This window comes from bacterium Scap17 (assembly GCA_013376735.1).
Classification (GTDB): Bacteria; Pseudomonadota; Gammaproteobacteria; order Pseudomonadales; family Halomonadaceae; genus Cobetia.
This window is the reverse complement of record VINJ01000001.1, coordinates 777,440-803,044: the sequence shown is the minus strand read 5'-3', so window position 1 is coordinate 803,044 and position 25,605 is coordinate 777,440. Positions and strand designations below refer to the sequence as shown.

The following is a 25,605-nucleotide window of genomic DNA, read 5'->3' as shown; positions in this document are numbered from 1 at the left end:
CGTTCAGCCTCATCGGCTCACGACTGGGTGCCTCCCACCGTCAATTCGTCGAGCTTCAGGGTCGGCTGGCCGACGCCGACCGGCACGGACTGGCCGTCCTTGCCACACACGCCGACCCCGGTATCCAGCTCGAGATCGTTGCCGATCATCGAGACGCGCCCCATGGATTCCGGGCCATTGCCGATCAGGGTCGCACCCTTGACCGGCGTGGTCACCTTGCCATCCTCGATCAGGTAGGCCTCACTGGCCGAGAACACGAAGCGCCCGGAGGTGATATCCACCTGACCGCCGCCGAAGCTGACCGCGTAGAGCCCGCGCTTGACGCTCTTGATGATCTCCTGCGGGTCACGTTCGCCGCCCAGCATGTAGGTATTGGTCATGCGCGGCATCGGCAGATGGGCGAAGGACTCGCGACGCGCGTTGCCCGTCGGTGCCATGCCCATCAGGCGAGCATTCAGCTTGTCCTGCATGTAGCCGGTGAGAATGCCGTCCTCGATCAGCGGCGTGTACTGGCCCGGGGTGCCTTCATCATCGACGGACAGCGAGCCTCGGCGATCGGCCAGGGTCGCATCGTCGACCACGGTGACGCCACGCGCCGCGACCTGCTCGCCCATGCGACCGGAGAAGGCAGAGCTGCCCTTGCGGTTGAAATCACCTTCCAGACCATGACCGACGGCCTCGTGCAGCAGCACGCCCGGCCAGCCATTGCCCAGCACCACCGGCATCTGACCGGCCGGCGCATCGACGGCCTCGAGATTGACCAGCGCCTGACGCACGGCTTCGCGCGCGTAACGCTCGGCGACATTGTCGTCGCGCAGGCGAGTCAGCGGGAAGCGACCGCCACCACCGGCGCTGCCACGCTCGCGACGCCCATTGCGCACCGCGATCACGCTGATGTTGAAACGCACCAGCGGGCGCAGGTCGGCCGCCAAGGTGCCATCACTGGCACGCACCATCACCACCTCGTAAAGCGCCGACAGCGAGGCCGATACCTGACTGATGGAAGGGTCGAGGCTGCGCGCGATGCGATCCGCCTCCTTGAGCATCGCGACCTTGTCCTCAGCGCTCAGGCCATTCAGCGGGTCGATGCCTGCATAGAAGGACGGCGCCTGGGTGATGATCGAGCTTGCGACCGTACCGCTGCTGCCGCTGCGCGAGATACCCGCCGCAGTACGACCGGTATCGGCAAGCGCGGCGGCATCGATCTGATTGGAGTACGCGAAGCCGGTCTTCTCCCCCGCCAGTGAGCGTACGCCCACGCCGCCATCGATGTTATAGCTGGCGTCCTTGACGACGCCGTCTTCCAGCACCCAGCTCTCCTGCCAGATACGCTGGAAGTAGAGGTCGGCATAGTCGGTGCCCGGGCCCATGGCATGTGCCAGGCCAGCATCCAGATCATCCAGGCTGAGCCCGCCCGGGGTCAGCAACAGGGCCGCGGCATCGTCGAGCACGCGACCGGAACTCGCATTTTGCGTCATTCGGCACTTTCCAGAGTAATGTTCGGGTCGCCCCAGGGGCCTGATACCCGATAGTGAATTTGCGTCACCTTGTCGATGAAGCGGCCGAAGATCTTGTCGGCCACGAACAGCGCCCCGCCCACGGCGGGCGCGCCTGCCAGCACGGCGGCCAGCGGAAGGTTCTGGCTGACCGGCACCGTGATGGCCATGCGTTGATCAAGGGTACCGCGAAGCAGATCGACCTGACCGTTGAGTGTCACGGTGGTGGACGGCGCCTCGATACGCAAGGGGCCATCGCTTTCCAGCCGCCCATCGAAGAGCGTCGCTGCGCCGCGCACCTTGTCGAAGGCCGTCCCCTTGTCGGTGACATCAGAAAAGTCCAGCGACAGCCGGCGCAGCAGGTTATCCACATTGACCAGCCCCAGCAGGCGGGCGGAGGTCGAGCCCAGATTCAGGAAGCGTCCGTCATCCAGCTTGATCTCGACGCGACCATTGGAGCGTGACAGGGCAAAGTCCTGCGGCGCACCGGGCCAGGCCAGCTTGACCTCGGCCCGGGCGCGGTCCGCCTCGATGCCGCGCGGTTGGGAGAGGCGCTCGAGCAGCCCGCCCAGGTCACTGCCATCGGCGGACAGGCGAGCGCGCGTCAGACTGTTGGCGCCGGCATCCTCCCAGGTGATATTGCCCACTGCGGTGATTCTGCCCAGCGTGATGGAGAGCGGCAACACCACCAGCTGCTGGCTGTCGGCGGTCCAGTCGGCACTGATCGGCCCCAGCTGCTGATCGCGCCAGATGAGGTGTGCCAGACGCAGACTGCCCGCGGGCAGGTCGGCAAGCTCGGCGGGATACGGCGTCGGCTCGATGCCGACATCGATAGCCTCGGTAAAGTTGCCTGGCACACTGGCAGTCTGCGTCTCCTGCTCGGCATCCGCGGGCCACAGGGCGTCGAGATTCAGAGTGTCCAGGTCCAGAATCAGCGGTCGCGCGGCACCTGACTGCCACACCAGCTCACCACTGGCGAGCTGACCATCCAGCGTCGCGGCCAGCCCCAGTCCTTGCTGCTGCGAGCTCTGGCGTGGCGCGGCCTCCAGCGTCATCGGCCCCGCACACCGGGACTGGATCATCAGGCAATCGGTGGCAACGCGCAGGCGTGACAAGGCACGCAGGGGGTCGCTCTGCTCCGTGTCGTTGCCCTCTCTACTCGCGCTGTTCTCACCACTCGCGCCGCCCTCATCACTCGCGCTGCCCTCACCGGAGAGCGCTCCCGCCCACGGCTTCCAGAGCTCGGGGGCAAGGGTCGGTGTGCGCCAGGCGATGTCCCAGCCGGTCTGGGTAGGCCACTGCGGGTCGCTCGGCCAACGCTCCAGCCACAACTGCCCCGTCATCGGCACCGTGCTGCCATCATCACGCGTATTGCCGCCTTTCCAGCGTGCCCGGGCGCGATTGTCGAGACGCACATCACCGCCACCCTCCGCGAGACCGATATCCACCGCCAGTGGGGCCGCCTCCTCTCGCGTCTTGCCAAAGGGTGCCGGCAGATTGATGGCGACTCCCTTGAGGTCACTCGAGAGCGCCAGAGTGGCGCCGTCATCGGGCAGCATCAGGCGCGCCTGATAGTTGAACTCGCCGCCCAGCGCACGCGGCGTCTCGCCGTCCTGCAAGGCGGCCCGAGTGTTCTCGGCGGCATCGCCGATCAGGTGCTCGGGCGTGCCCAGCCAGCCCAGCACCGGTGCCAATGGCGCCTTGCCATCGAAGGTGATCGCGCCCTTGCTGCTTGAATCTTCCTGCCCGATGTTGAGCGCCGCCTTGACCGCACCGCCGAACAGCTTGCCGGAGAGGTTGCCGGTCAACTGCTCACGACGCCCCTCGGGGCGGGAAGGGTCATGCACGAACTCGAGCGGCCCGCGAATGTCATCAACCTCGATGCCCGGCCCCGGAAAGACCAGCGTCGCCGCCTGGCGCTCGCCCACCTTGCCCGCCGCCGTGATGCGCGTCTGCTCGGCGTCCTCCAGGGGCACGCGGATATCCATGGACGCAGCCACCGAGCCCTTGCCCTGCCACTCGGCGATCAACGCAGCGGTATCCTCGAGCGGCGCATGCGAGATCAGATCGAACAGCGCCTCGACGCTGCCGGTCACATCCCCCTGGATACTCAAGGTATTGTCCTGCATGCCGACATCGGCCTGACGCACCGACAGAGGTGCTGCACCGCCCAGCGCCGTGGCCGGCTGAGAGCGCGCCGCCGCGACCGTGGCACTCAACGCATTGTCATGCAGCGCGAGGTTGCCCTTCACGCCCTCCAGCGCAGGCCAGCCCTCGGCGTAACCGAGTCGCCCGTCTTCGATGGCCAGCTCAAGGTCCAGCGAATCGCCGGGTCCATAGCCATCCTCGCCATTGTCATCATCCCACACCTGGGTGAGATGCAGGCTGCCCTCGGGGACCTGCCCCGCGACATCGCGCGTCAACCACTCACTCAGCGCCGGGTCCAGCACCTTCATCGGCAACCAGGAGGCCAGCGGTATACTGCGGGCGTTCACATCGCGCATCTCGAGATCCAGCTGGAAGCGATCATGGTCCTGAGCGGGAATCTGCAGGCCGAAGCCGCCCGTCACATCGGCGCCGTCGCGCTGGATATGCAGGTCATGCCCCGTGACGCTGCTGCCACTGTCATCGACCTTGACCTCGACCACTCCGTCGGCGGCCTCGAGCTGCCAGCCGTCGCCGAAGACTTCGGGAAAGTGGAAGCGCATCCCCGGGTCACCACGAAACGCGATCCGGCTCGCGATGCCGCCCTCCTCAAGACTGTGCGCGGTGACCCAGGCCGCCAGGGGGCCGAGTCCCGGGGCGCCCTGCCAGGGTTCCACCTCGGCGCCGGTGAGCCCCAGCGCCAGCGTCATGGTCAGCGGGGCATCGAGCCCGATCCCGGCCAGCGACAGGGAGAGGCCGTTGGCCGTGCCTCGCGGATCGAGAGACTCGAGCACATCCCCAAGTTCGCCGAGCGCCAGCACATTGCGCCAGCGCGCCACCTTTTCCAGATCGAAACTGCTGGTGACCAGCGACACGCTGCCATCGGCGAGATCCCCCGACAGCGATATACGCTCGGGCAGGCTGGCAAGCGCCGTGGAGGCTTCTGGCGATGACGCCGTTTGCGGCGTCTGGCCGTCACTGCCTGCCACCGGGGCGCCGGCCGCCGGAGTGCCGGCCACCGGAGCGCCGGCCGCCGGGGCGTCATCGAGTTGCGTGGCGCCGACCGAGATCTGATTGAGCCAAGCCTGCCAGCGATCACTGCCCGCCAGGTCGCGCAGCCACTGGCCACGCGCATGAATGTCCTTGAGCGCCAGCTGGGCGCCATGGTGATCCAGCGTCAGGCGATTGAGATCGAGACGCAGGCGAGCATCTTCCAGTCGTGCGTCACGCCAGCGCGCCCACAGCGTCGCGTTGCCATCGGCGTCGCGCAGCATCAGGCTGTCGCGCTCGCTCATCAGGCGACCGACACTCGCCAGCGCACCGGCGTCCAGCTCCACCTGCAGCTGGGCCGAGTAGTCGGCGAGGCCGTCATCTCCCGGCAGCACTTCCAGTACGGCGCTGACTCCGGCCTGAGGCGATTCCCCGACCCGCAACTGGCCTTCCAGATGCGCGCGATCGCCTTCTCCCGACAGCAACAGTTCGGCGGCATTCAGGTTGAGGGTATCGTTGCGACCATGCAGCACCAGACGCACATCCTCGAGCCGCACTCGTTGACGCGCCAGCAGCGCCAGCCCCTGCTCCGTCTGCGCAAGGCTCACCTGCCCTTCGGGTTCGAGCGCTTCGGGAGGACGCGGCGGCCCCGGCCAGCCCCAGCTGCCATCTTCACGCTGGTACAGGTGCACGATGACGCCGGTGGCAGTGGCGCGATCAAAGACAGGCGCCAGATGGCGCAGGGAGGAGAGCACATCGAGACGGGTTTCCAGATGGGACACGCTCAACAGCGGCGCCGCCTGCATCTCGTCGGGACGAAAGAGGTTCAGACCGGACAGCTCGATGGCCGGATCAAGGTGATCCATTCGGCCCTCAAGCGATGACATCCCCACATTGGAGTGGGTCTGGGTGGCGATGAAGTCACTGATGGACTCACTGCGCGAATCCAGCGTGGTCAACCACCAGCGCAGGCCCCCGATCAGGATGGCCAGCAACGCCAGCAGTACCGCGAGCGCCATCAGCAGCCCGCGCGCCCAGCGCCGCCCACGCGAGGGTGGCGCTGGCACCGCAGCTGGCGAAGACGGGGTGTCGTCGACGCCCTCCTGCACCGCCTCTTGCGAGGTGGAACGTGCCGCCTCTGGTGAGGTAGAACGGGTCACTGATGGTTCTCCGAACAGGACAGACTCACGATGTGGATAACGCGACTCCCGGCTTCATCGCAGGCTCGGTGGCTGACAGATCACATGAGCACAATATCGTACTGCTCCTGGGTGTAATGCGCCTCGACCTGGAAACGGATGGTCTTGCCGATGAAGCTCTCGAGGTCCGCCACGGCCGCGGATTCCTCGTCCAGCAGGCGATCGACCACGTTCTGTGAGGCCAGCACCATGTAGGTATCCGGGCTGTAGGCGCGCTCTTCGCGCATGATCTCGCGGAAGATCTCGTAGCAGACCGTCTCCGGCGTCTTGAGGGTGCCGCGCCCCTGACAGGTCGGGCAGGCCTCGCACAGCACCTGCTCCAGACTCTCGCGCGTGCGCTTGCGCGTCAGCTGCACCAGGCCCAGCTCGGTCACACCGGTCATCTTGTTCTTGGCGTGGTCACGCTCCAGCGACTTCTCGAGCACCCGCAGCACCTGGCGCTGATGCTCGGCCTCTTCCATGTCGATGAAGTCAATGATGATGATGCCGCCGAGATTGCGCAGCCGCAGCTGGCGCGCGATGGCGGTCGCCGCCTCGAGATTGGTCTTGAAGATGGTCTCTTCGAGGTTGCGGTGGCCGACGAAACCACCGGTGTTGACGTCGATGGTGGTCATCGCCTCGGTCTGGTCGATCACCAGATAGCCACCACTCTTGAGCTGCACCTTGCGACCCATCGCCTTGTGCAGCTCATCCTCGACACTGAACAGATCGAAGATCGGTCGCTCGCCAGGGTAATACTCGATGCGCCCTTCCATGTCCGGCATGAATTCGCTGGAGAATTCCTTGAGACGCAGATAGTTCTCGCGGGAATCGATGCGCACGCGCTCGATCTCGTCGCGCATCACATCGCGCAGCGTGCGCATGAACAGTGGCAGATCATCGTAGATGACGCTGGGCACGGCAGCGGTGAGGCGACGTTCACTGACCTTGCGCCACAGGCGCAGCAGGAAATGCATGTCCTGTTTGAGTTCCGCCTCGCTGATGCCCTCGGCGGCGGTGCGCAGGATGAAGCCGCCGGGCGCCTCCGGATCAAGCTCCGTCAGGCACTGCTCGGTCATCTCCTTGAGGCGGTCACGCTCGACATCGCTCTCGATGCGCTGCGACACGCCGGTATGCGGCGAGTCCGGCATGTAGACCAGATAGCGTGACGGCACCGACAGATGCGTGGTCAGCCGGGCGCCCTTGGTGCCGATGGGGTCCTTGGTGACCTGCACCACCAGTGGCTGGCCTTCGCTGAGCAGCTCGCGGATCGAAAGCTGCTCATCATGCGGCGTATGCGCCGGCATGACTTCCTGGGCATGGATGAAGGCCGCCCGTTCGAGACCGATATCGATGAAGGCCGCCTGCATGCCGGGCAATACTCTCACCACCTTGCCACGGTAGATGTTGCCGACGATGCCGCGTCGCCCGCTGCGTTCGATGAAGGCTTCCTGCAGGACACCGTTCTCGACTACCGCCACGCGGGTCTCCATCGGTGTCAGATTGATCAATACCTCGCCGCTCATAGCGCAAGTCCTTGTAAAGTCGTTGCTTGCGATTATGACATAGCTAGGGAGCCCCCGGCTGTGATCTATCGACTAAGGATTTCCTGCAACGGGTATTTTGTGCCACGCATGCAAGCCATGGTTCTTCGTGATAACGCTGGTGCGCTGACTCGACGCCCGACGGATGCAGCGTGGAACATCGCCCGTCAGAGCGGTTGCCACGGCTGAACGCCCGCCTTGCTCAAGAGCTGTGCAGTCTCATGCAGCGGCAGCCCGACCACGGCGCTGTAACTGCCCTCAAGATGACTGACGAAGACGGCGCCGAGCCCCTGGATGGCGTAACCACCTGCCTTGTCAGCGGGCTCACCGGTCGCCCAGTAGCGCGCGGCCTCCTCTGGGGTGATGGTGCGGAAGGTCACGCGGCTCTCGACCAGCTCGCTCGCGCAGCGGATGTCGCGCCCGGCGTCGCCATGACACAGCGCCACACCACTGAGCACCTGATGACTGCGCCCCGAGAGGCTGAGCAGCATCTCGCGCGCGTCCAACTCGTCGCGCGGCTTGCCGAGAGTGCGTCCATCCAGTGCCAGCGCGGTATCCGCGCCGAGTACTCGCCACCCCGCCGTCTGGCCTGCCGTCCGCTGCGCCAGGGCCGCGAAACCGGCCTGCGACTTCTCTCGCGCCAGACGCAGCACGTAATGCTCCGGCGACTCATTGGCCTGCGGCGTCTCATCGATATCCACCGGCGCCACCTCACATTGGATGCCGATACTGGCCAGCAGGTCACGACGACGCGGCGACCCCGAGGCCAGAATCAATCCCGGATGAGCAGCGTCCTGTTGATCAGAACCCTGTTGAGCAATGCCCTGTTGAGCAATGCCCTGAAACATCACGTTGCGCTGCCCCGCGGCGTCAGAGTTTGCAAAGAGTGAGGAAGTGGGGCTGTCGGTATCAGGTGTGGATGGCCTGGAAGCGGATGAACTTGAACGGGATGACATGGAAGACCTCGCGGAGAAACATGACTGACAGGCGTTGATGGCTGACAAGTACCAGAAAGCCGCCCGTAGGCGGCTTTTGGAAGCTCACAAGAAACGCTATCGACGTGCCAGTGGCACTCAGGCCGCGACCCGCCGACGCAGCATCTGCAGCAGGGTATAGAGCCACGGCCACAGCGCGCCGCCGATGACCGCCGAGAGCAGGAACGACAGGCTGACGGGGCCGGCACCGAACAGGCTGCGCAGCCATTGATCCAGCAACTGCGCGATGCCCAGCACCACGATCACCAGCAACGCCTGCTGCAACAGCGAGTAGGCGCGAATACGCTGATAGAGCAGCACACCCATGAAGGCCGTCAGCGACAGTACCAGGGCGTTGTGCCCCAGCGGTGCGCCCTGCAGGACATCCAGCGCCAGCCCGAACAGGAAGCCGTGGAAGACTCCGACACTCTGCGGCGAGACGATGCACCAGTAGACCAGCATCAGACCCAGCCACTGGGGCCGCCAGATCAGCCATACATCCGGCAATGGCATGACCTGCAGACACAGCGCCAGCAGCAGCGAGAACCAGCACAGCAAGGTGGTCTGGGGACGAAAGGCCATCAGTTGTTCTCCCCGGCAGCATCGGTGGGTGCCTGTGCGTCTGCCGCATCCTCGGCGGAGCCTTGTGCGGCGTCGTCACCCTCGGGTCTGGGCGCCGCCAGGTTGTCGCGCGGCAACTCATCGAGGCTGTCATCGACATACAGGTTGTCGGTGTCCACCGGCGGCGGCATCTGGATCAGGAAGTTGCGCGAACGCTCCAGCTGCGCGATGGGCTCGGCACTCACGCGGGCGAACGGCTTGCCGGGATCATGGTAGACCTCGGTGACACGTGCCACCGGCAAGCCGCGCGGAAAGCGCAGCGCCAGTCCGGAAGTCACCAGCAGATCCCCGACACGAATGTCGGCGGTATCCGGCACATGCAGCACATCGACCTGGTCGATCTTGCCACTGCCCTGGGCGATGAAGCGCAGGCCATTGCGATTGATCTCCACCGGCACCGCATGGCTGGCATCACTGATCATCAGCACGCGACTGTTGTAGGCCGAGGTGGAGATGACCTGCCCGACGAGACCATAGGCATCGAGTACCGGCAGGCCGATGCGCACGCCGTCCTGCTCACCGCGGTCCACCACCATGCGGTGGGAGAACGGGTCAGCATCGAGGGTCAACAACTGGGAGGTGATATAGGGGATATCGCTGCGCTGTCCGGCATTGAGCAATTCGCGCAGACGCGTATTCTCGGAAGTCAGGCTCGCCATGCGTTGCACACGGCTGGACAGGTTGAGCAGCTGTTCGCGCAGCGCGCGATTCTCGTCGGCCAACTCCTGCTGATCGGCAAACACCAGGGCGCCCCAGCTGATGCCTTCCGTCGGCAAGCTGACGACCCACTGCACGGGCGACACCAGCGTCGCCATGCTGGCGCGCACATCGACCATCCAGCTGAAGCGATCTTCGGCAAACATCAGCGTGAGTGACAGCACCGCGCACAACAGCATGCGATAGCCGGGCACGGGGCCACGCGTGAACAGGGGTTTGATAGCACTTCCTCCGACAGGCCGGGACCAGCCGTACAGCACACAGCATGCCCGGCCCCGGACGAGGTCAATCGCTCGACAGCAGCTCGAAGGTGTGCTGATCGATCATTTCCAGCGCCTTGCCACCGCCACGCGCCACGCAGGTCAGCGGGTCTTCGGCGATGATCACCGGCAGCCCCGTCTCTTCCGCGATCAGCTTGTCGATGTCACGCAGCAGCGCCCCACCACCGGTCAGTACCAGGCCGCGCTCGGCGATGTCGGAGGCCAGTTCCGGCGGAGACTGCTCAAGCGCGCTCTTGACCACCGAGACGATGGCCGCCAGCGGTTCCTGCAGCGCATCGAGAATCTCGTGGGAGTTGAGCGTGAAGGAACGCGGAATACCCTCGGCCAGATTGCGGCCGCGCACGTCGATCTCGCGCAGCTCGCCACCCGGGTAGGCACAACCGATCTCTTCCTTGATGCGCTCGGCCGTCGCCTCACCGATCAAGCTGCCGTAATGGCGACGCACATAGGAGGTGATGGCTTCGTCGAAGCGGTCACCGCCGATACGCACGGATTCGGAATAGACCACGCCGTTGAGCGAGATGATGGCGATTTCAGTGGTACCACCACCGATATCGACCACCATGGAGCCCATCGCCTCTTCCACCGGCAGACCCGCACCGATCGCGGCAGCCATCGGCTCCTCGATCAGGTAGACCTCACGCGCGCCGGCCCCTTCGGCCGATTCCTTGATGGCGCGACGCTCGACCTGGGTCGACATGCACGGCACGCACACCAGCACACGAGGGCTGGGTGTCAGGAAGGTGCTCTGATGCACCTTGCGGATGAAATGCTGGAGCATCTGTTCGGTAACGGTGAAGTCGGCGATGACGCCGTCCTTCATCGGACGGATGGCCGTGATATTGCCGGGGGTGCGCCCCAGCATGCGCTTGGCATCGGCACCGACGGCCGCCACACTGCGGGCATTCCCGGACTGGCGAATGGCCACGACTGAGGGCTCGTCGAGCACGATACCGCGACCGCGCACATAAATAAGCGTGTTGGCAGTACCCAGATCGATCGACAGATCGCTCGAGAACAGCCCACGTAAACGTTTAAACATGGAAGTTGATCACCTAGTCCAGACCGGAACCCTGTGCAGACGCGAACGGTACCATTGCCACCCCATGGCGGCAAGCTGACACGCCTGCCAGAGCGACGCAGATGTGGTACATTTCACGCCGAATCACACTGTGACGGCGCATTCGGCGACAGATTGCTCCATCGCTGCAAAGCGCGCTGTTCTACAGGGTAACGGGCATCGGGTTTGCCGGGACACCACGATTTTCGAATTCGGCCTTTCGCGCTCGTGGCGCCAGTCCGATTCCGCGTGGTCGTCTCCGACTCCTGCCGTCACCTCAAGCCTCTCGAAGCCAAGACAGGGAAACTTCAATGGCCCTTGAACATTCAGATGTGCTGCGTGCCGCTCACCTCGCACGCCTGGGTCTTGCCTCGCAGGATGCCGAAGCCTACGTCGAGGATCTCGACCGGATTCTCGCCATGGTCGACCAGCTGCAACAGGTCGATACCGACGGCGTCGCACCGCTGGCACACCCGCTGGAAGCCACGCAACGCCTGCGCGCGGACGAAGTCACCGAATCGAATCAGCGCGAGCGTTTTCAGCAGGTAGCCCCGGCCACAGAGCAGGGTCTGTATCTGGTTCCGCGCGTCGTCGAGTGATCTCGCTGGCAGATCGCTCACACATCGTGATCGGCTGCCATCGGATACCACGTCACGCGGCACGCCCCGTCCGCCCCGGAATTTCTGCGGACGATGCCCAGCGCATCGTCTGCACTGATGGAATCGAACATGTCATCGTCCATTGCACTACATGACAAGACGCTCAGTGAGCTGGCGCAAGGCCTGGAGGCCGGCGAATACACCAGTCGCGAGCTGACGGAAGCCTTCCTGGCCCGCATCGAACGCCTCGATGGCGAGCTCAACAGCTACATCACCCTGTGCCGCGAAGAAGCGCTGCGTGATGCGGATGCCGCCGATGCACGCCGTGCCGCCGGCAATGCCGCCGCGCTGACCGGCGTCCCGATGGCCATCAAGGACATCTTCTGCACCGAAGGTGTGCGCACCAGCTGCGGCTCGAAGATGCTCGACAACTTCGTCTCGCCCTACGACGCCGCCGTGATCGAGAAGCTCAAGGCCGAGGGCGTGGTGATTCTCGGCAAGACCAACCTCGATGAGTTCGCGATGGGCTCCTCGAACGAGAACAGCCACTACGGTGCCGTCAGGAACCCGTGGGATCTGTCCGCCGTACCGGGTGGCAGCTCCGGCGGCAGTGCCGCCGCCGTCGCCGCAGGCCTCGCACCGGCCGCGCTGGGCACCGACACCGGCGGTTCCATCCGCCAGCCGGCCGCCTTCTGTGGCATCACCGGCCTCAAGCCGACCTACGGCCGCGTCTCGCGTTACGGCATGATCGCCTACGCCTCCAGCCTCGATCAGGGCGGCCCGATGGCTCGCTCCGCCGAAGACTGCGCGCGCCTGATGAACGTGATCGCCGGCGCCGACCCGCGCGACTCCACCAGCGTGGTGCGTGGCGTGCCGGATTACGTCGAAGGACTGGACTACAACCTCAAGGGCCTGAAGATCGGCCTGCCGAAGGAATACTTCGGCGAAGGCCTGTCCGAGGAAGTCGAAGCCTCCGTGCGTGCCGCGATCAAGGTCTTCGAGGATGCCGGTGCCAGCGTGCAGGAAATCTCGCTGCCGCATACCCACCTGGCCATCCCGACCTACTACGTGATCGCGCCGGCCGAAGCCTCCTCCAACCTGTCGCGTTATGACGGCGTGCGCTTCGGCCATCGCTGCAATGACCCGCAAGACCTGGAAGACCTCTACAAGCGCACCCGCGAGGAAGGCTTCGGCGACGAGGTGAAGCGCCGCATCATCATCGGCACGCACACCCTTTCAGAAGGCTTCTTCGATGCCTACTACATCAAGGCCCAGAAGGTGCGTCGCCTGATCCGCCAGGACTTCCTCGATGCCTTCGATCAGGTCGATGTGCTGATGGGCCCGGCGGCACCGACCCCGGCGTTCGATCTCGGCGCGCACAAGGACCCGCTGTCCATGTACCTGCAGGATCTCTACACCATCGCCATCAACCTGGCGGGCATTCCGGGCATCAGCGTGCCGGCCGGCCTGGCAGGCAAGCGTCCGGTGGGTCTGCAGATCCTCGGCCCGCACTTCGGTGAGCAGACCCTGCTGGGCGTCGCGCACCAGTTCCAGCAAATCACCGACTGGCACCGCCAGCGCCCGGAATTCGGACAGGAGCAAGCCTGATGCAATGGGAAGTCGTAATCGGGCTTGAGGTTCACGCTCAGCTCGCCACCCAGTCAAAGATCTTCTCCGGCTCTTCCACCACCTACGGTGCCGAGCCCAACACCCAGGCCAGCGCCGTGGACCTCGGCCTGCCGGGCACCCTGCCGGTGCTCAACGAGCAGGCCGTGGCCATGGCCGTGCGCTTCGGCCTCGCCGTCAATGCCGCCGTGGCCGGCCGTTCGGTGTTCGAACGCAAGAACTACTTCTATCCGGATCTGCCCAAGGGCTACCAGACCAGCCAGATGGATCAGCCCATCGTCGGTCCGGGTGAGCTCGAGATCCTTCTGGAAGATGGCACGCGCAAGTCGATCCGCATCCACCATGCCCACCTCGAGGAAGACGCCGGCAAGTCGCTGCACGAAGACTTCCAGGGCATGACCGGCATCGACCTCAACCGTGCCGGCACACCACTGCTGGAAATCGTCTCCGAGCCGGACATGCGTTCCGCCAAGGAAGCGGTGGCCTACGTGAAAGCGATCCACGCCATCGTGACGTATCTCGGCATCTCTGACGGCAACATGGCCGAAGGCTCGCTGCGTTGCGACGTCAACGTCTCGGTGCGCCCCAAGGGGCAGGAAGCCTTCGGCACCCGCGCGGAGATCAAGAACGTCAACTCCTTCCGCTTCATCGAGCGCGCCATCCACTTCGAGGTGGAGCGTCAGATCGAGCTGATCGAGGACGGCGGCAAGGTCGTGCAGGAAACCCGCCTGTATGATCCGGACGCCGACGAGACGCGCAGCATGCGTACCAAGGAAGAAGCCAACGATTACCGCTACTTCCCGTGCCCGGATCTGCTGCCGGTGGAAGTGGACGAGGCCTACATCGAACACCTGCGCCAGACCCTGCCGGAACTGCCGGCCGAGAAACGCGCGCGTTTCGAAAGCGAACTGGGCCTGTCCGCCTATGACGCCGGCGTGCTGTCCGCCAGCCGCGAAATGGCCGACTTCTTCGAGGAAGTGAAGGATGTCTGCGGCGACGCCAAGCAGGCCGCCAACTGGGTGCAAGGTGAGCTGACCGGTCGTCTCAACAAGGAAAACCTCGACATCGCCGTCAGCCCGGTCTCCGCGGCTCAGCTGGGTGGCCTGATCAAGCGCATCGTCGACGAGACCATCAACGGCAAGGCCGCCAAGCAGGTATTCGCCGCGCTGTGGGATGGCGAAGGCGAAAACGCCGACGAGATCATCGAGTCACGCGGCCTCAAGCAGGTCACCGACACCGGTGCCATCGAAGCCGTGGTCGATCAGGTGATCGCCGACAACCCGGCCCAGGTGACACAGTATCAGGAAGCCGAGCCGGACAAGCGTGGCAAGATGATCGGCTTCTTCGTCGGTCAGGTGATGAAGGCCTCGCGCGGCACCGCCAATCCGCAACAGGTCAACAAGGTGCTGAAAGACAAGCTGGATAGCCTCAGCTGAGCCTGTCCATCAGCCGCTGAATGAAAAAAGCCCCCACCGTCATCACGACGCTGGGGGCTTTTTCATGCTCTATCGAACGACAATCAACAGCCGCCCATGCAGGCTCACGAACCGCCACACACCTGACAGCCGGGGTCGCGCTTGAGGCCCATGCGCCGCCATTCACCGCTCAGGCCATCGAAGGTGGCCAGGCCGCGATGCACGCTGCCAGCACCGCTGATCAGCTTGAGCGCTTCCAGCGCCTGGAAGGCGCCGATGATGCCGACCAGCGGCGCGATGACACCACTTTCAGCGCAGGTCAACTCTTCATCGCCCAGCTCATCCGGCGGATACAGGCAGCCGTAACACGGCGCCTGTGGCTCACGGCGATCAAACACCGCCAGCTGGCCGGAGAAGCGTATCGCGGCGCCGGACACCAGCGGGGTGCCCGCTGCCACGCAGGCGGCGTTGATCGGGAAGCGCGAGCTGAAGCGATCGGTGCAATCGAGCACCACGTCTGCGGCGGCCACCTGCTCGGCCAGCGCTTCCTCCTGCAGGCGCTCTGACAATGCGATCACCTCGGTATCGGGATTGATCGCCAACAGCGAGGCGGCGAGTGATTGCGCCTTGGGCTGATCGATGTCGGCGTCACCATGGGCGATCTGACGCTGCAGATTGGACAGCTCGACGTGGTCATCATCGGCCACCACCAAAGTGCCGATGCCCGCAGCTGCCAGATAGAGCGCTGCCGGGCAGCCCAGACCACCCGCCCCGATCACCAGCACCCGCGCCGCCAACAGGCGCTGCTGCCCGGCGATGTCGACCTGAGGGAGCAGGATCTGGCGCGAGTAGCGCAGCAATTGCGAATCTTGCATGGGAGAAAAGCCGCCTGTCGGTAAATGAAGTGAGAAGCCACGAGCCCTGTCTGGCAACAACGTGACTTGCCATTACTTGGCGTCCAGCTCCTCGATATCGGGCACATGCAGCGAGAACTGCTCCTTGACCTCCTCCATCACCACATAACTCTTGGATTCCTTGACGCCGGGCAGCGTCAGCACCACATCGCCGAGCAGCTGACGATAGGCGGACATTTCCGGAATCCGGCACTTGAGGATGTAGTCGAACTGACCGGAGACCAGATGACACTCCTGGATCTGCGGCAGCTTGGAGACGGCGCGGCGGAATTCATCGAACACCGACGGCGACTGTGTCTCGAGACTGATCTCGACGAAGACCAGCAGGTTGGCCTTGAGCGCCTTGGGGTCGAGCACCGCCTTGTAACCGCGGATGACGCCGGCACGCTCGAGGCGTTTGACACGCTCCAGGCACGGCGTGGTGGAAAGGCCGACTTCCGAGGCGAGGTCGACATAGGAGATGCGAGCATTCTCTTGCAGGCAACGCAGAATCTTGAGGTCGATGCGGTCCAGAGTGCGTGATTTTGCTTTCATTGTAATAGTTTTCCCAGCAGGGTGACTTGCAGCAGGATCATCCGTGCTCCTGGCTTCCGTGCAGTCAGGCCGTCGGATAACAAGGGAGTTATCAGACGACCATGCCAATCATGCAGGATCATTACTATCATACCCGACCAACAGGGGATACGCCTTCACTGGCGGTACTGTGACGAGGATTCCACGCAGACTCCACAGAAAACGGTGGAATGCACTACAGGGATGCCAGGCGCCGAGGGTGTCAGCGGGAAACACCCACGGGCGCCACTACACGGGCACCACTACACGGGCACCGCTAGACGGTGCCCGGCGAGCATCAGGCCAGCTTGCCCAGCGTGATGCGTTCGCGCCCGCCCAGGTCTTCCAGGGTCTCGACGTCAACGAAGCCGCCGGCACGCAGTGCCTCGCGCACTTCATTGCCCTGGGTGAGGCCATGCTCCAGCATCAGGTGGCCGCCTGCGGCCAGGTGCTGCGGCGCAGTGGCGATCAGATGCAGAAAGTCCGCCAGCCCTGCCTCGGCCGCGACCAGCGCCGAGCGCGGCTCGAAGCGCACATCGCCCAGCACGAGATGCGGGTCATCATCGGCCAGATAAGGGGGGTTGGCGGTAATCAGCGCAAAGCCGGTCTCGGTGACGCCACTGAACCAGTCACTTTGGCGGAATTCGGCATTGGCGATCGCCAGACGCTCGGCATTGCCACGTGCAAGCTGCACGGCTTCCTCGATGAGATCGACGCCCAACACCTGCCACTGCGGGCGGTGACGCGCAAAGGCCAGCGCGATGGCACCGGTGCCGGTACCGAGATCCAGCAGCTTGCCGCTGGTGGCCTCGGCCAGTTCCAGCGCGCACTCCACCATCACCTCGGTGTCCGGGCGCGGAATCAGCGTGGCCGGTGAACAGGCCAGCGTCAGGCCATAGAATTCACGCCGCCCGAGCAGATGCGCCACGGGATGGCCCTCGGCCCGGCGCGCCAACAGCGCCTCGAAACGTGCCACACCCTCGGCACCGGCCTCGCTCTCGAGATCCCGATCGCCCCAGGTGTAGAACCAGGTGCGCTCTCGTCCCATTACCTCGCCCAGCAGCAACTCGGCATCCAGACGCGGAGAATCGCTGCCCGCCTCGCTCAGACGGGCAGTCGCGGCTGCCAGGGTGACATCGATTCTCACCTTATTGCTCCTGCAGTGCGGTCAGCTGATCGGCCTGGTATTCCACCACCAGCGGCTCGATCACTTCGTCCAGCTGGCCGGCGATCACTTCATTGAGCTTGTAGAGCGTCAGGTTGATGCGGTGGTCAGTCAGACGCCCCTGCGGGAAGTTGTAGGTACGGATGCGCTCGGAGCGATCACCGGAGCCGACCAGCTTGCGACGGGCATCGGAGGTGGCCTGTGCCTGGGTGTCCACCGCGGCCTGCTTGAGGCGCGCCGCCAGCAGTGACATGGCGCGCGCACGGTTCTTGTGCTGGCTGCGCTCATCCTGACACTCCACCACCACACCGGTGGGCAGGTGGGTGATGCGAATCGCGGAATCGGTGGTGTTGACGTGCTGACCACCGGCGCCGGAGCTGCGATAGGTGTCCACGCGCAGGTCGGCCGGATTGATGTCGACGTCACCGACTTCATCGGCCTCGGGCATCACCGCCACGGTGCAGGCCGAGGTATGGATACGCCCCTGGGATTCGGTGGCGGGCACGCGCTGCACGCGGTGCGCGCCGGACTCGAACTTGAGGCGCGAGTAGACGCCCTCGCCCTTCACGCGGGCGATGACTTCCTTGAAGCCGCCGTGCTCGCCGTGACTGGCGCTGACGGTCTCGACCTGCCAGCCCTTGAGCTCGGCGTAGCGCGAGTACATCTTGAACAGGTCACCGGCGAACAGCGCCGCCTCGTCACCGCCCGTGCCGGCGCGCACCTCGAGGAAGACGTTGGCACCGTCATCCGGGTCACGCGGAATCAGCAGCTGGGTAATCTCGGCTTCCAGCGTCTCGAGCGCCGCATCGGCATCGCGGACTTCCTCACGCGCCATGTCGCGCATCTCGGGGTCACTGTCCTCCGCCATCTCCAGCGCGGCGTCACGATCTTCGTTCAGGCCGCGATGACGGCGCCATGCCTCGATCAATGGCTCAAGCTCGGCATACTCCCGCGACAGGTCGCGGAACCTGGCCTGGTCCCCGATCACTTCGGGCTCCGACAACAGTGCGGAGATCTCCTCGAAGCGGTCATGGAAGGTGTCGAGCTTGGTGATGAGGCTGTCTTTCATGAAGGGTCCTGTGATGAATCAGCCGGCGCGAGCAGAAGCGTCTGGGCCGTCTGAAGAATATCCTGGCGATCGTCTCCCGAGGCCTGGCGCAGTGCCAGTGTCGGGTGATGCATGAAGCGATTGGCCAGCTGGCGCGCCAACTGCGCGACCACTTCCTGGGGGTCGCGTCCCTGATCGAGCTCCGCCAGCGCCTGCGCCTCGCATTCGGCGCGCAGTTGCTCGCCATGGCTGCGATAGCGCTTGATGACTTCGCCGCCACTGCGCACCCGCTTGCGGTGCGACCAGGCGTTGACGCCCTGGCGAATCAACTCTTCTGCCTGGGCAGCGGCCAACTCACGGTGGCGACGATTCTCGTCGATCACCTCCTGCAGGTCATCGACCGTATAGAGGAAGACGTCGTCGAGGTCTCCGACCTGCGGCTCGATATCGCGCGGTACGGCGATGTCGACCATGAACACCGGCTTGTAGCGGCGCTTCTTGAGCGCGCGTTCCACCATGCCCTTGCCGAGAATCGGCAATTGGGAAGCGGTGGAGGCTATCACGATATCGGCATTCTCGAGGGCATGCGGAATACCTTCCAGGCCGATGGCAGTCCCGCCCAGCTCATCGGCCAGACGCTCGGCGCGCGACACGGTGCGGTTGGCGATGCACAGGTTGGCGATGCCCGCTTCCTTGAGATGGCGCGCGACGAGTTCGATGGTCTCGCCGGCGCCGATCAACAAGGCATTGGCCCGCGAGAAGTCATCGAAGATGTGGCTGGCCATGCTGACGGCGGCGTAGGCCACCGAGACGGGGTTCTCGCCGATACCGGTCTCGGTACGTACCTGCTTGGCGACCTGGAAGATATGCTGGAAGAGCTGCTCGAGCTCACCGCCCAGCCCCACCGAGTTGCGCGCGAACTGATAGGCGTCCTTGAGTTGGCCCAGAATCTGCGGCTCGCCCAGCACCATCGAGTCCAGCCCCACCGCGACACGGATCAGGTGGCGTACCGCCTCCTCTCCCAGGTGCTGATAGCTGCAACGCGACAGCTCCTCCACCGGCAGGCGATGAAAACGCCCCAGCCACTCGAGCACCGACTTGGCGCCATCGCTGGTCACGCAGTACAGCTCGGTACGATTGCAGGTCGACAGCACCGCCGCTTCGGAAACCGCCGGCAGGCGCTTCAATTCGCCCAGCGCGGCATCGAGCTGCGCAGGCGTGAAAGCAACGCGCTCACGCACGTCAACGGCGGCGGTGCGGTGATTGATGCCAAGGGCAAGAAGGGTCATGGAGTCAGTCGTCAGGGTCTGGCCGGCAGGAATCGGCGTCAATGTCAGGCGGCTCTCGGTGCTGGCCTGCCGCGAGGCCAAGGCCAGGACAGCAGGTAATCCGCGCAGGCTCGGTGCCTTTACACCTGTCGACACAAATGGGGACAAGGGCGGCTGACATAAAGGCACACAGGGCTGCCGAAGCGGCTGAGATCGTAATATTAGCGCGCTCATTCTATCACAGCGTCTGCACCACGCGACCCCGCAGCATGTCGCAGCCGATGAGGATTTTCCATGATGCTGGCAGGCTATCGCTATCAGCCCGCGCGACGTATCTGTCGGCATACGAGGTGTCCGGTGGGTCATGCCACTTCCTTGCGTCGGCAACGCTATCCCCCTTCGCCGCCAGCCGTTATGCTGCGAGACACGATGGCTTCGTCAGCGCCATGCTACGCACATGACCCGGCCTGCGGCTCGATCGCCCTGTTCCCCATTCTGCCCACACTGACAAACGCGAGGTTGCATGCACGCTTCGACTGCCGCTGAACATAGCCCCCCGCACACTCTCGCCTCTCTTGATGCCCCTCGTCGCCCGCGCGGCGGGTGGAAGTCCTGCGTCGTGGGCGGGTTGCTGCTGGGCATGACCGGCTGTCAGTCGATGAGCGACTCCGCGCCCCTGAGGGCGCAGCCCGACCCGCTGGCCACGGCGCCGCCCATCCAGCAGGGCCTGGATGCAGACAGCCTCAATCAGCTGTTGAGCGCCGAACTCGCCGGACAGCGCGGTGACTATCCCCGCGCCGCCAATGGCTATCTGGCCGCCAGCCGTCACTTCGATGACCCGGAACTGGCGCGACGCGCCGTGCTCGCGGCTCGTTTCGCCGACAACCCGGCCCTGCTGGAGCGCGCCGCCGAACGCTGGCAGCAACTCGATGAGTCCGCCAGCGAGCCCGGCATCATCCGCGCCCGCCTGGCTGTCGAGCGAGGCGACTGGCAGGCCGCGCTCGAACAGCGCCTGATACTCACCGCCAGTGGCGGCAATGGCAATCTGGCGACCCTGGCCGAGCAGGCGATCGATGCCGGCGCCGAGCTCGAACCCCTGCTGGCGATGCTGGAGACGCATATCGCCCAGTATCCCGAGCAGCCGATGCCCGAGATTGCCGCGGCACTGTTCGAGTCTGCGCTGGGCAATGAGACCGCGGCGCGTGCACGCCTGGTGCGCCTGGAAAGCGCTCACGCCACATTGGCAGAGCTCTGGCTGGCGCGCAGCGAGATCGAACGCAGCGCGGGGCGTCTTGAGGCAGCTCGGCGAGCGGTGTCCCGAGGCCTTGAGATTGCCCCCGATGACAGCCGCCTGATCCTGAGCGCCGCGCAGACCGAACTGGCCAGCGGCGATCTGGACGCGGCACGCGAGCGCATCGATAGCCTCATTGCCCGCCATCCCAGCGCGCCACGTCTGCGTCTGGCACTGGCCAGTCTCTATCTTGATGCCGATTCGCCCGAGGACACCCATCGCCTGCTGCTGCCGCTGCTCGATGAAGACCCGGTGCCGGACGCCGCCTACGCCCTGCTGGGGCTGGCCGCCGAGTCCAGCGGCGATGTCGACAACGCCATTCTCTACTACCGGCAGGTGCCGGACGGCGAGCGCTACATCTCCAGTCGCGCCCGTGCCGCCCAGTTGCTGGTCGAACATGAACGCACGGACGAGGCCCGTCAGTTTCTGGCCGTGGAACGCCTGCGTCATCCGCGTCATGCCATGACGCTGCTCAGCTTCGAGATCGACCTGCTCGACTCCCAGGGGGCGCATGCCGAGGCCGAGGCCCTGCTGAGCAGCAGCATTGCCACGCGTCGCAAGGCACTTGCGCAAGCCATCGCCGCCCAGGAGGCCGAGAAGCGCAACGACCTGGAGAGCGAACTGGGCAGCCTGCTGTTCCTGCGTGGCATTCGCCACCTGGAAGATGATCAGCTGGACGCCATGGAGAAAGACCTGCGCGAAGTCATCGCGCTGGAACCCGACAATGCCAGCGCCTACAACGCGCTCGGCTACACCCTGCTGGTCGAGACCGATCGCCTCGAGGAAGCGTTGGCCCTGATCGAGCGCGCCCATGCGCTGTCGCCCGACGACGCGGCCATCCTGGACAGCCTCGGCTGGGGACGCTACCTGACAGGCGACCTCGACAATGCGCTGGCACCGCTGGAAGCCGCCTGGGCCCAGCAGCAGGATGCCGAGATCGGCGCCCATCTCATCGAGGTGCTGTGGGCGCTGGGCCGCGAGGATGAAGCCCGCGGTCTGGCGGTAGAGCTGAGCGAGCGCTTTGAAGAAGCCAGCGAGCTCGAAGCTCTGTTCCAGCACATTCCGGAACTGCGCCCGGTCGTCGACGCGCCCTGAAGAGCACTGCCACGCTACCCGGCACTTTCTGCCCACTGGCGAGTCCATTATCCTGACCCGCCAGTGAGTGGAGCCTCACTCACCTCTCCTCATCTTCTCGCCATCCGGAAGGCTTTCGCGTCATGATCACTTTTTCCCTGTCACTTCCTCTGCTGAGCCAGGCACGCCGCCTGCTCGGACCAGCCCTGCTGGCCATGACACTGGTACTCAGCGGCTGCGCCAGCCAGATGGCCAGCGACAATGCCGGTGATCTGACGCGCAGTGACGGTGACTGGCAGCAACAGGACACGCAACTTGCCGCCCTGACCCACTGGCAGCTGGCAGGCAAGGTCGGCATTCGCACCCCCGAGGAAGGCCACAGCGCCAACCTCGACTGGCAGCAGGACGGCGATGATTACCACATGCTGATCACCGGCCCGCTGGGCGCGGGGCGCACGACTCTAGTGCGCGACGCCGAAGGCGTGCGCCTCTCTTCCTCCGAGGGTGACTTCGAAGCCCCGGATGCCGAGAGCCTGATGCTGGCGCAACTGGGCTGGTCATTGCCGCTGGGTGCCCTCGACAACTGGGTGCGCGGCGTACCGGCCGCTGGCGAGCATGACCTCGAGACAGATGCACTGGGCTTCCCGACCACCCTCTACCAGGACGGCTGGGAAGTGGACTATCAGGATTGGACCCGCGCCGAAGGCCTGTGGCTACCGCGCAAGATGAAACTCTATTACGGCGACCTCACTGCCACTCTCATCGTCAACCAGTGGCAGGCGCTGTGATCGTGACACCTTCTCCTTCTGCCATGACGACTCCGACATCCACATCGACCATGACACTCACCCTGCCCGCCCCGGCCAAGCTCAACCGCATGCTGCATATCACGGGCCAGCGTGCCGATGGCTATCACGAGCTGCAGACGCTGTTCCAGTTTCTCGAGCACGGCGACAGCCTCAGCTTCACGCTGCGCGACGATGAGGCAATCCGCCTCTCACCGCCTATTGAAGGTGTGCCCGAAGAGGCCAATCTGATCGTGCGCGCCGCGCGCCTGCTGCGAGAAGCCGCACACGCGCAGGGCAAGGTCGCGTCGCCCACCGCATTGCCCGGTGTCGATATCACGCTGGAGAAAGTGCTGCCGATGGGTGGCGGCCTGGGTGGCGGCAGCAGCGATGCCGCCACGACCCTGCTGGCACTGGACAGACTCTGGGGCCTGGAGCTTGGCGAAGATACCCTTGCCGAGCTCGGGCTGTCGCTTGGCGCGGATGTGCCAGTGTTCGTGCGTGGCTTCGCCGCCTGGGCCGAAGGCATCGGCGAACGCCTGGTGCCAGCCCCGCTGGACACCCCATGGTTCGTGGTGATCCACCCCGGTATCGAGGTCGCGACACCGGCCGTGTTCGGCCACCCACAATTGACACGTTCCAGCCTCGCGATTAGTATGGCGCGCGCACTGCAGGGGGGCCGCAACGACTGTGAAGTCGTGGTGCGCACTTTGTACCCGGCAGTCGCCGACGCCCTGGACTGGCTGGACCAGTTCGGCACCGCCAGACTGACGGGCACCGGCGCCTGTGTGTTCTGTGCGTTTGACGACGCACGACAGGCCAGCGAGGTGCTGGGTCGACTCGAACTCGAGCGCCCGATGTGGCACGCCTTCTCGGCACGCGGTTGCAATATCTCCCCTCTACATGCCGCTCTGGCATCGGCCTGAGCACAGCAACTGGTTGAAGTGAACGTTGCTGGGGTATCGCCAAGTGGTAAGGCACCGGTTTCTGGTACCGACATTCCCAGGTTCGAATCCTGGTACCCCAGCCAATCCTGGCCGTTCCCGGTCAACCCGGAATTCTCCACTCCCGAGATCCCACAAGACTCCAAAGGTGGCTGCGCGTGTCAAAACTGATGGTATTCGCGGGGAATGCCAATCCCGCTCTCGCCCGCAAGGTAGCTGAAGCCCTCGATACCCGCCTGGGTCATGCAACCGTCGGTCAGTTCAGCGATGGCGAGATTGCGGTAGAAATCAACGAAAACGTCCGCGGCAAGGACGTCTTCATCATGCAGTCCACCTGCGCACCGACCAACGACAACCTGATGGAGCTGATCCTGATGGTGGACGCGTTGCGTCGTGCGTCTGCGGCGCGTATCACTGCGGTCGTTCCCTACTTCGGTTACGCCCGTCAGGACCGCCGCGTGCGCTCTGCGCGCGTGCCGATCTCGGCGAAGGTGGTCGCGGACATGATGGTCAAGGCTGGCGTCAATCGCGTCATGACCATGGACCTGCATGCCGATCAGATCCAGGGCTTCTTCGATGTGCCGGTGGACAACGTCTATGGCTCACCGATCCTGCTCGACGACATCGAACGTCAGAACTATGACAACCTGATCGTCGTCTCCCCGGATGTGGGCGGCGTGGTACGTGCCCGTGCCATCGCCAAGCAGCTCAACTGCGAGCTGGCCATCATCGACAAGCGTCGCCCCCAGGCCAACCAGGCCCAGGTGATGAACATCATCGGTGATATCAAAGACCGCACCTGCGTGCTGGTCGATGACATGATCGATACCGCCGGCACCCTGTGCAAGGCGGGCGAGGCACTCAAGGATCATGGCGCCAACCGCGTCGTGGCCTATGCCTCCCACGCGATTCTGTCTGGCCCGGCGGTCGACAACATCACCAACTCCGTCCTCGACGAAGTGGTGGTGGCCGACACCATCCCGCTGTCCGACGCCGCGCGTCGTTCCGGCAAGATCCGCCAGCTGACAGTCGCTGGCCTGATCGCCGAGGCGATCCGTCGCGTCAGCAATGAAGAATCCGTCAGCGCCATGTTCCACTGAGTCCTGTCGGCGGGCACCGCTCGCCGCTGCTCGGGGAAGAGGCACTGACAACGGCAGATGATCCGTCATCTGCCGACAAGCGGCCGGCCCGGAAATCTCCGGGCCGGCCTCATGGATCCGGTAGCGCTCTGGTCGCGGGGGCTGCCGGATTCTCATTAGCCCCTTGAGGTATCTGCAAAAATGAAACAGTTCAAACTGAATGCTGAAGTTCGTGAAGACCTGGGGAAAGGTGCGAGCCGCCGCCTGCGTCGTACGAACGACTTCGTGCCGGGAATCATCTACGGTGCCGACCAGGCTCCGACTCCGGTCATGATCGACAAGCCGAGCCTGTACAAGGCGGTTGACGATGAGGCGTTCTACACCTCCATCATCACCCTGAACGTTGCGGGCAAGACCGAGAAAGTCGTCATCCGTGACCTGCAGCGTCACCCGTTCAAGCCGCTGCTGACTCACGTCGACTTCCTGCGCATCGATCCGTCCCACAAACTGACCATGAACGTGCCGCTGCACATCACTGGTCAGGAAGCCTGTGTCGGTGTCAAGGACCAGGACGGCGTCCTGCACGTCCTGGCGACTGACGTCGAAATCAGCTGCCTGCCGGAAGCCCTGCCGGAATACCTGGAGCTGGACGTGTCCAAGCTGGAAGTTAGCCACACCCTGCACCTGTCCGACATCGCTCTGCCGGAAGGCGCCGAGTCCGTTGCCCTGTCCCACGGTGCCGATCACGACACCGCTGTGGTCAACGTCACTCGTCCGAACATCTCTGCTGACGCAGAAGATGCTGCTGAAGGCGAAGAAGCACCTGCTGCAGAATAACG

20 protein-coding genes and 1 tRNA gene are annotated in these 25,605 nt (G+C 64.6%); 9 read left to right on the top strand and 12 right to left on the bottom strand.

Annotated features, from left to right (window positions below; all coding sequences use genetic code 11):
- Positions 1-17: 17 nt before the first annotated feature.
- The 7 genes from tldD to FLM52_03405 form a co-directional block, all read right to left on the bottom strand.
- On the bottom strand, positions 18-1,478 hold the full coding sequence (tldD, locus tag FLM52_03435; protein ID NVN54848.1) for a metalloprotease TldD: 1,461 nt from the start codon (positions 1,476-1,478) through the stop codon (positions 18-20).
- Positions 1,475-5,791, bottom strand: coding sequence for a hypothetical protein (locus FLM52_03430; protein NVN54847.1), 4,317 nt, complete (start codon positions 5,789-5,791; stop codon positions 1,475-1,477). The genes tldD and FLM52_03430 overlap by 4 nt, the downstream gene beginning before the upstream one ends.
- Positions 5,792-5,871: 80 nt before the next feature.
- Positions 5,872-7,335, bottom strand: a complete 1,464-nt coding sequence (locus FLM52_03425) for a ribonuclease G (protein ID NVN54846.1) — start codon at positions 7,333-7,335, stop codon at positions 5,872-5,874.
- Between the two features lie 185 nt (positions 7,336-7,520).
- Positions 7,521-8,201, bottom strand: coding sequence for a septum formation inhibitor Maf (locus FLM52_03420; protein ID NVN54845.1), 681 nt, complete (start codon positions 8,199-8,201; stop codon positions 7,521-7,523).
- 225 nt (positions 8,202-8,426) lie between these two features.
- Positions 8,427-8,909, bottom strand: a complete 483-nt coding sequence (gene mreD / locus FLM52_03415) for a rod shape-determining protein MreD (protein ID NVN54844.1) — start codon at positions 8,907-8,909, stop codon at positions 8,427-8,429.
- Positions 8,909-9,844: a rod shape-determining protein MreC gene (mreC, locus tag FLM52_03410; GenBank protein NVN54843.1), complete on the bottom strand. Its 936-nt coding sequence runs from the start codon at positions 9,842-9,844 to the stop codon at positions 8,909-8,911. Before mreC ends, mreD begins: the two co-directional genes overlap by 1 nt.
- Before the next feature lie 106 nt (positions 9,845-9,950).
- Positions 9,951-10,988, bottom strand: a complete 1,038-nt coding sequence (locus tag FLM52_03405; GenBank protein NVN54842.1) for a rod shape-determining protein — start codon at positions 10,986-10,988, stop codon at positions 9,951-9,953.
- A 329-nt stretch (positions 10,989-11,317) separates the two neighbouring features.
- Here FLM52_03405 and gatC point away from each other — a divergent pair, with 329 nt between their 5' ends.
- From gatC to gatB, 3 genes are all read left to right on the top strand, one after another.
- The gene (gene gatC / locus FLM52_03400) at positions 11,318-11,605 is read left to right on the top strand and encodes an Asp-tRNA(Asn)/Glu-tRNA(Gln) amidotransferase subunit GatC (protein ID NVN54841.1); all 288 of its coding nucleotides are present in this window, start codon (positions 11,318-11,320) and stop codon (positions 11,603-11,605) included.
- 129 nt (positions 11,606-11,734) lie between these two features.
- Positions 11,735-13,213 (top strand): Asp-tRNA(Asn)/Glu-tRNA(Gln) amidotransferase subunit GatA, encoded by a 1,479-nt coding sequence (gene gatA / locus FLM52_03395; protein NVN54840.1) that lies wholly within the window; start codon positions 11,735-11,737, stop codon positions 13,211-13,213.
- The gene (gene gatB, locus FLM52_03390) at positions 13,213-14,667 is read left to right on the top strand and encodes an Asp-tRNA(Asn)/Glu-tRNA(Gln) amidotransferase subunit GatB (GenBank protein ID NVN54839.1); all 1,455 of its coding nucleotides are present in this window, start codon (positions 13,213-13,215) and stop codon (positions 14,665-14,667) included. Before gatA ends, gatB begins: the two co-directional genes overlap by 1 nt.
- A 104-nt stretch (positions 14,668-14,771) precedes the next feature.
- On the opposite strand, the gene moeB is transcribed toward gatB, so the two are convergent.
- From moeB to FLM52_03365, 5 genes are all read right to left on the bottom strand, one after another.
- Positions 14,772-15,521 (bottom strand): molybdopterin-synthase adenylyltransferase MoeB, encoded by a 750-nt coding sequence (gene moeB, locus FLM52_03385; GenBank protein NVN54838.1) that lies wholly within the window; start codon positions 15,519-15,521, stop codon positions 14,772-14,774.
- A gap of 72 nt (positions 15,522-15,593) precedes the next feature.
- Positions 15,594-16,094, bottom strand: a complete 501-nt coding sequence (locus FLM52_03380) for a winged helix-turn-helix transcriptional regulator (protein ID NVN54837.1) — start codon at positions 16,092-16,094, stop codon at positions 15,594-15,596.
- 316 nt (positions 16,095-16,410) lie between these two features.
- Positions 16,411-17,259 (bottom strand): peptide chain release factor N(5)-glutamine methyltransferase, encoded by an 849-nt coding sequence (gene prmC, locus FLM52_03375; GenBank protein NVN54836.1) that lies wholly within the window; start codon positions 17,257-17,259, stop codon positions 16,411-16,413.
- A 1-nt stretch (position 17,260) separates the two neighbouring features.
- Positions 17,261-18,346, bottom strand: coding sequence for a peptide chain release factor 1 (gene prfA, locus FLM52_03370; GenBank protein ID NVN54835.1), 1,086 nt, complete (start codon positions 18,344-18,346; stop codon positions 17,261-17,263).
- Positions 18,343-19,614, bottom strand: coding sequence for a glutamyl-tRNA reductase (locus tag FLM52_03365; protein ID NVN54834.1), 1,272 nt, complete (start codon positions 19,612-19,614; stop codon positions 18,343-18,345). The genes prfA and FLM52_03365 overlap by 4 nt, the downstream gene beginning before the upstream one ends.
- 502 nt (positions 19,615-20,116) lie before the next feature.
- Between FLM52_03365 and FLM52_03360 the strand changes: the two genes are divergently transcribed.
- The 6 genes from FLM52_03360 to FLM52_03335 all read left to right on the top strand — a co-directional run bounded on the left by FLM52_03360 (position 20,117) and on the right by FLM52_03335 (position 25,603).
- Positions 20,117-21,979 (top strand): tetratricopeptide repeat protein, encoded by a 1,863-nt coding sequence (locus FLM52_03360; protein ID NVN54833.1) that lies wholly within the window; start codon positions 20,117-20,119, stop codon positions 21,977-21,979.
- 122 nt (positions 21,980-22,101) lie between these two features.
- On the top strand, positions 22,102-22,746 hold the full coding sequence (lolB, locus tag FLM52_03355; protein NVN54832.1) for an outer membrane lipoprotein LolB: 645 nt from the start codon (positions 22,102-22,104) through the stop codon (positions 22,744-22,746).
- Positions 22,747-22,796: 50 nt separating this feature from the next.
- Positions 22,797-23,669 (top strand): 4-(cytidine 5'-diphospho)-2-C-methyl-D-erythritol kinase, encoded by an 873-nt coding sequence (ispE, locus tag FLM52_03350; protein ID NVN54831.1) that lies wholly within the window; start codon positions 22,797-22,799, stop codon positions 23,667-23,669.
- 29 nt (positions 23,670-23,698) lie between these two features.
- A tRNA-Gln gene (locus tag FLM52_03345) sits at positions 23,699-23,773 on the top strand.
- An 84-nt stretch (positions 23,774-23,857) separates the two neighbouring features.
- The gene (locus FLM52_03340) at positions 23,858-24,787 is read left to right on the top strand and encodes a ribose-phosphate pyrophosphokinase (GenBank protein ID NVN54830.1); all 930 of its coding nucleotides are present in this window, start codon (positions 23,858-23,860) and stop codon (positions 24,785-24,787) included.
- A gap of 180 nt (positions 24,788-24,967) precedes the next feature.
- Positions 24,968-25,603, top strand: a complete 636-nt coding sequence (locus FLM52_03335) for a 50S ribosomal protein L25/general stress protein Ctc (protein ID NVN54829.1) — start codon at positions 24,968-24,970, stop codon at positions 25,601-25,603.
- The last annotated feature ends 2 nt before the right edge of the window (positions 25,604-25,605 follow it).

Excerpts from the sequence above, each read along its gene's own strand:
- tldD (NVN54848.1), bottom strand. The coding sequence starts at position 1,478 with ATGACGCAAAATGCGAGTTCCGGTCGCGTGCTCGACGATGCCGCGGCC.
- FLM52_03425 (NVN54846.1), bottom strand. The coding sequence starts at position 7,335 with ATGAGCGGCGAGGTATTGATCAATCTGACACCGATGGAGACCCGCGTG.
- FLM52_03420 (NVN54845.1), bottom strand. The coding sequence starts at position 8,201 with ATGTTTCAGGGCATTGCTCAACAGGGCATTGCTCAACAGGGTTCTGAT.
- mreD (NVN54844.1), bottom strand. The coding sequence starts at position 8,909 with ATGGCCTTTCGTCCCCAGACCACCTTGCTGTGCTGGTTCTCGCTGCTG.
- mreC (NVN54843.1), bottom strand. The coding sequence starts at position 9,844 with ATGCTGTTGTGCGCGGTGCTGTCACTCACGCTGATGTTTGCCGAAGAT.
- FLM52_03405 (NVN54842.1), bottom strand. The coding sequence starts at position 10,988 with ATGTTTAAACGTTTACGTGGGCTGTTCTCGAGCGATCTGTCGATCGAT.
- gatC (NVN54841.1), top strand. The coding sequence starts at position 11,318 with ATGGCCCTTGAACATTCAGATGTGCTGCGTGCCGCTCACCTCGCACGC.
- gatA (NVN54840.1), top strand. The coding sequence starts at position 11,735 with ATGTCATCGTCCATTGCACTACATGACAAGACGCTCAGTGAGCTGGCG.
- gatB (NVN54839.1), top strand. The coding sequence starts at position 13,213 with ATGCAATGGGAAGTCGTAATCGGGCTTGAGGTTCACGCTCAGCTCGCC.
- moeB (NVN54838.1), bottom strand. The coding sequence starts at position 15,521 with ATGCAAGATTCGCAATTGCTGCGCTACTCGCGCCAGATCCTGCTCCCT.
- FLM52_03380 (NVN54837.1), bottom strand. The coding sequence starts at position 16,094 with ATGAAAGCAAAATCACGCACTCTGGACCGCATCGACCTCAAGATTCTG.
- prfA (NVN54835.1), bottom strand. The coding sequence starts at position 18,346 with ATGAAAGACAGCCTCATCACCAAGCTCGACACCTTCCATGACCGCTTC.
- FLM52_03365 (NVN54834.1), bottom strand. The coding sequence starts at position 19,614 with ATGACCCTTCTTGCCCTTGGCATCAATCACCGCACCGCCGCCGTTGAC.
- FLM52_03360 (NVN54833.1), top strand. The coding sequence starts at position 20,117 with ATGCACGCTTCGACTGCCGCTGAACATAGCCCCCCGCACACTCTCGCC.
- lolB (NVN54832.1), top strand. The coding sequence starts at position 22,102 with ATGATCACTTTTTCCCTGTCACTTCCTCTGCTGAGCCAGGCACGCCGC.
- ispE (NVN54831.1), top strand. The coding sequence starts at position 22,797 with ATGACACTCACCCTGCCCGCCCCGGCCAAGCTCAACCGCATGCTGCAT.
- FLM52_03340 (NVN54830.1), top strand. The coding sequence starts at position 23,858 with ATGGTATTCGCGGGGAATGCCAATCCCGCTCTCGCCCGCAAGGTAGCT.
- FLM52_03335 (NVN54829.1), top strand. The coding sequence starts at position 24,968 with ATGAAACAGTTCAAACTGAATGCTGAAGTTCGTGAAGACCTGGGGAAA.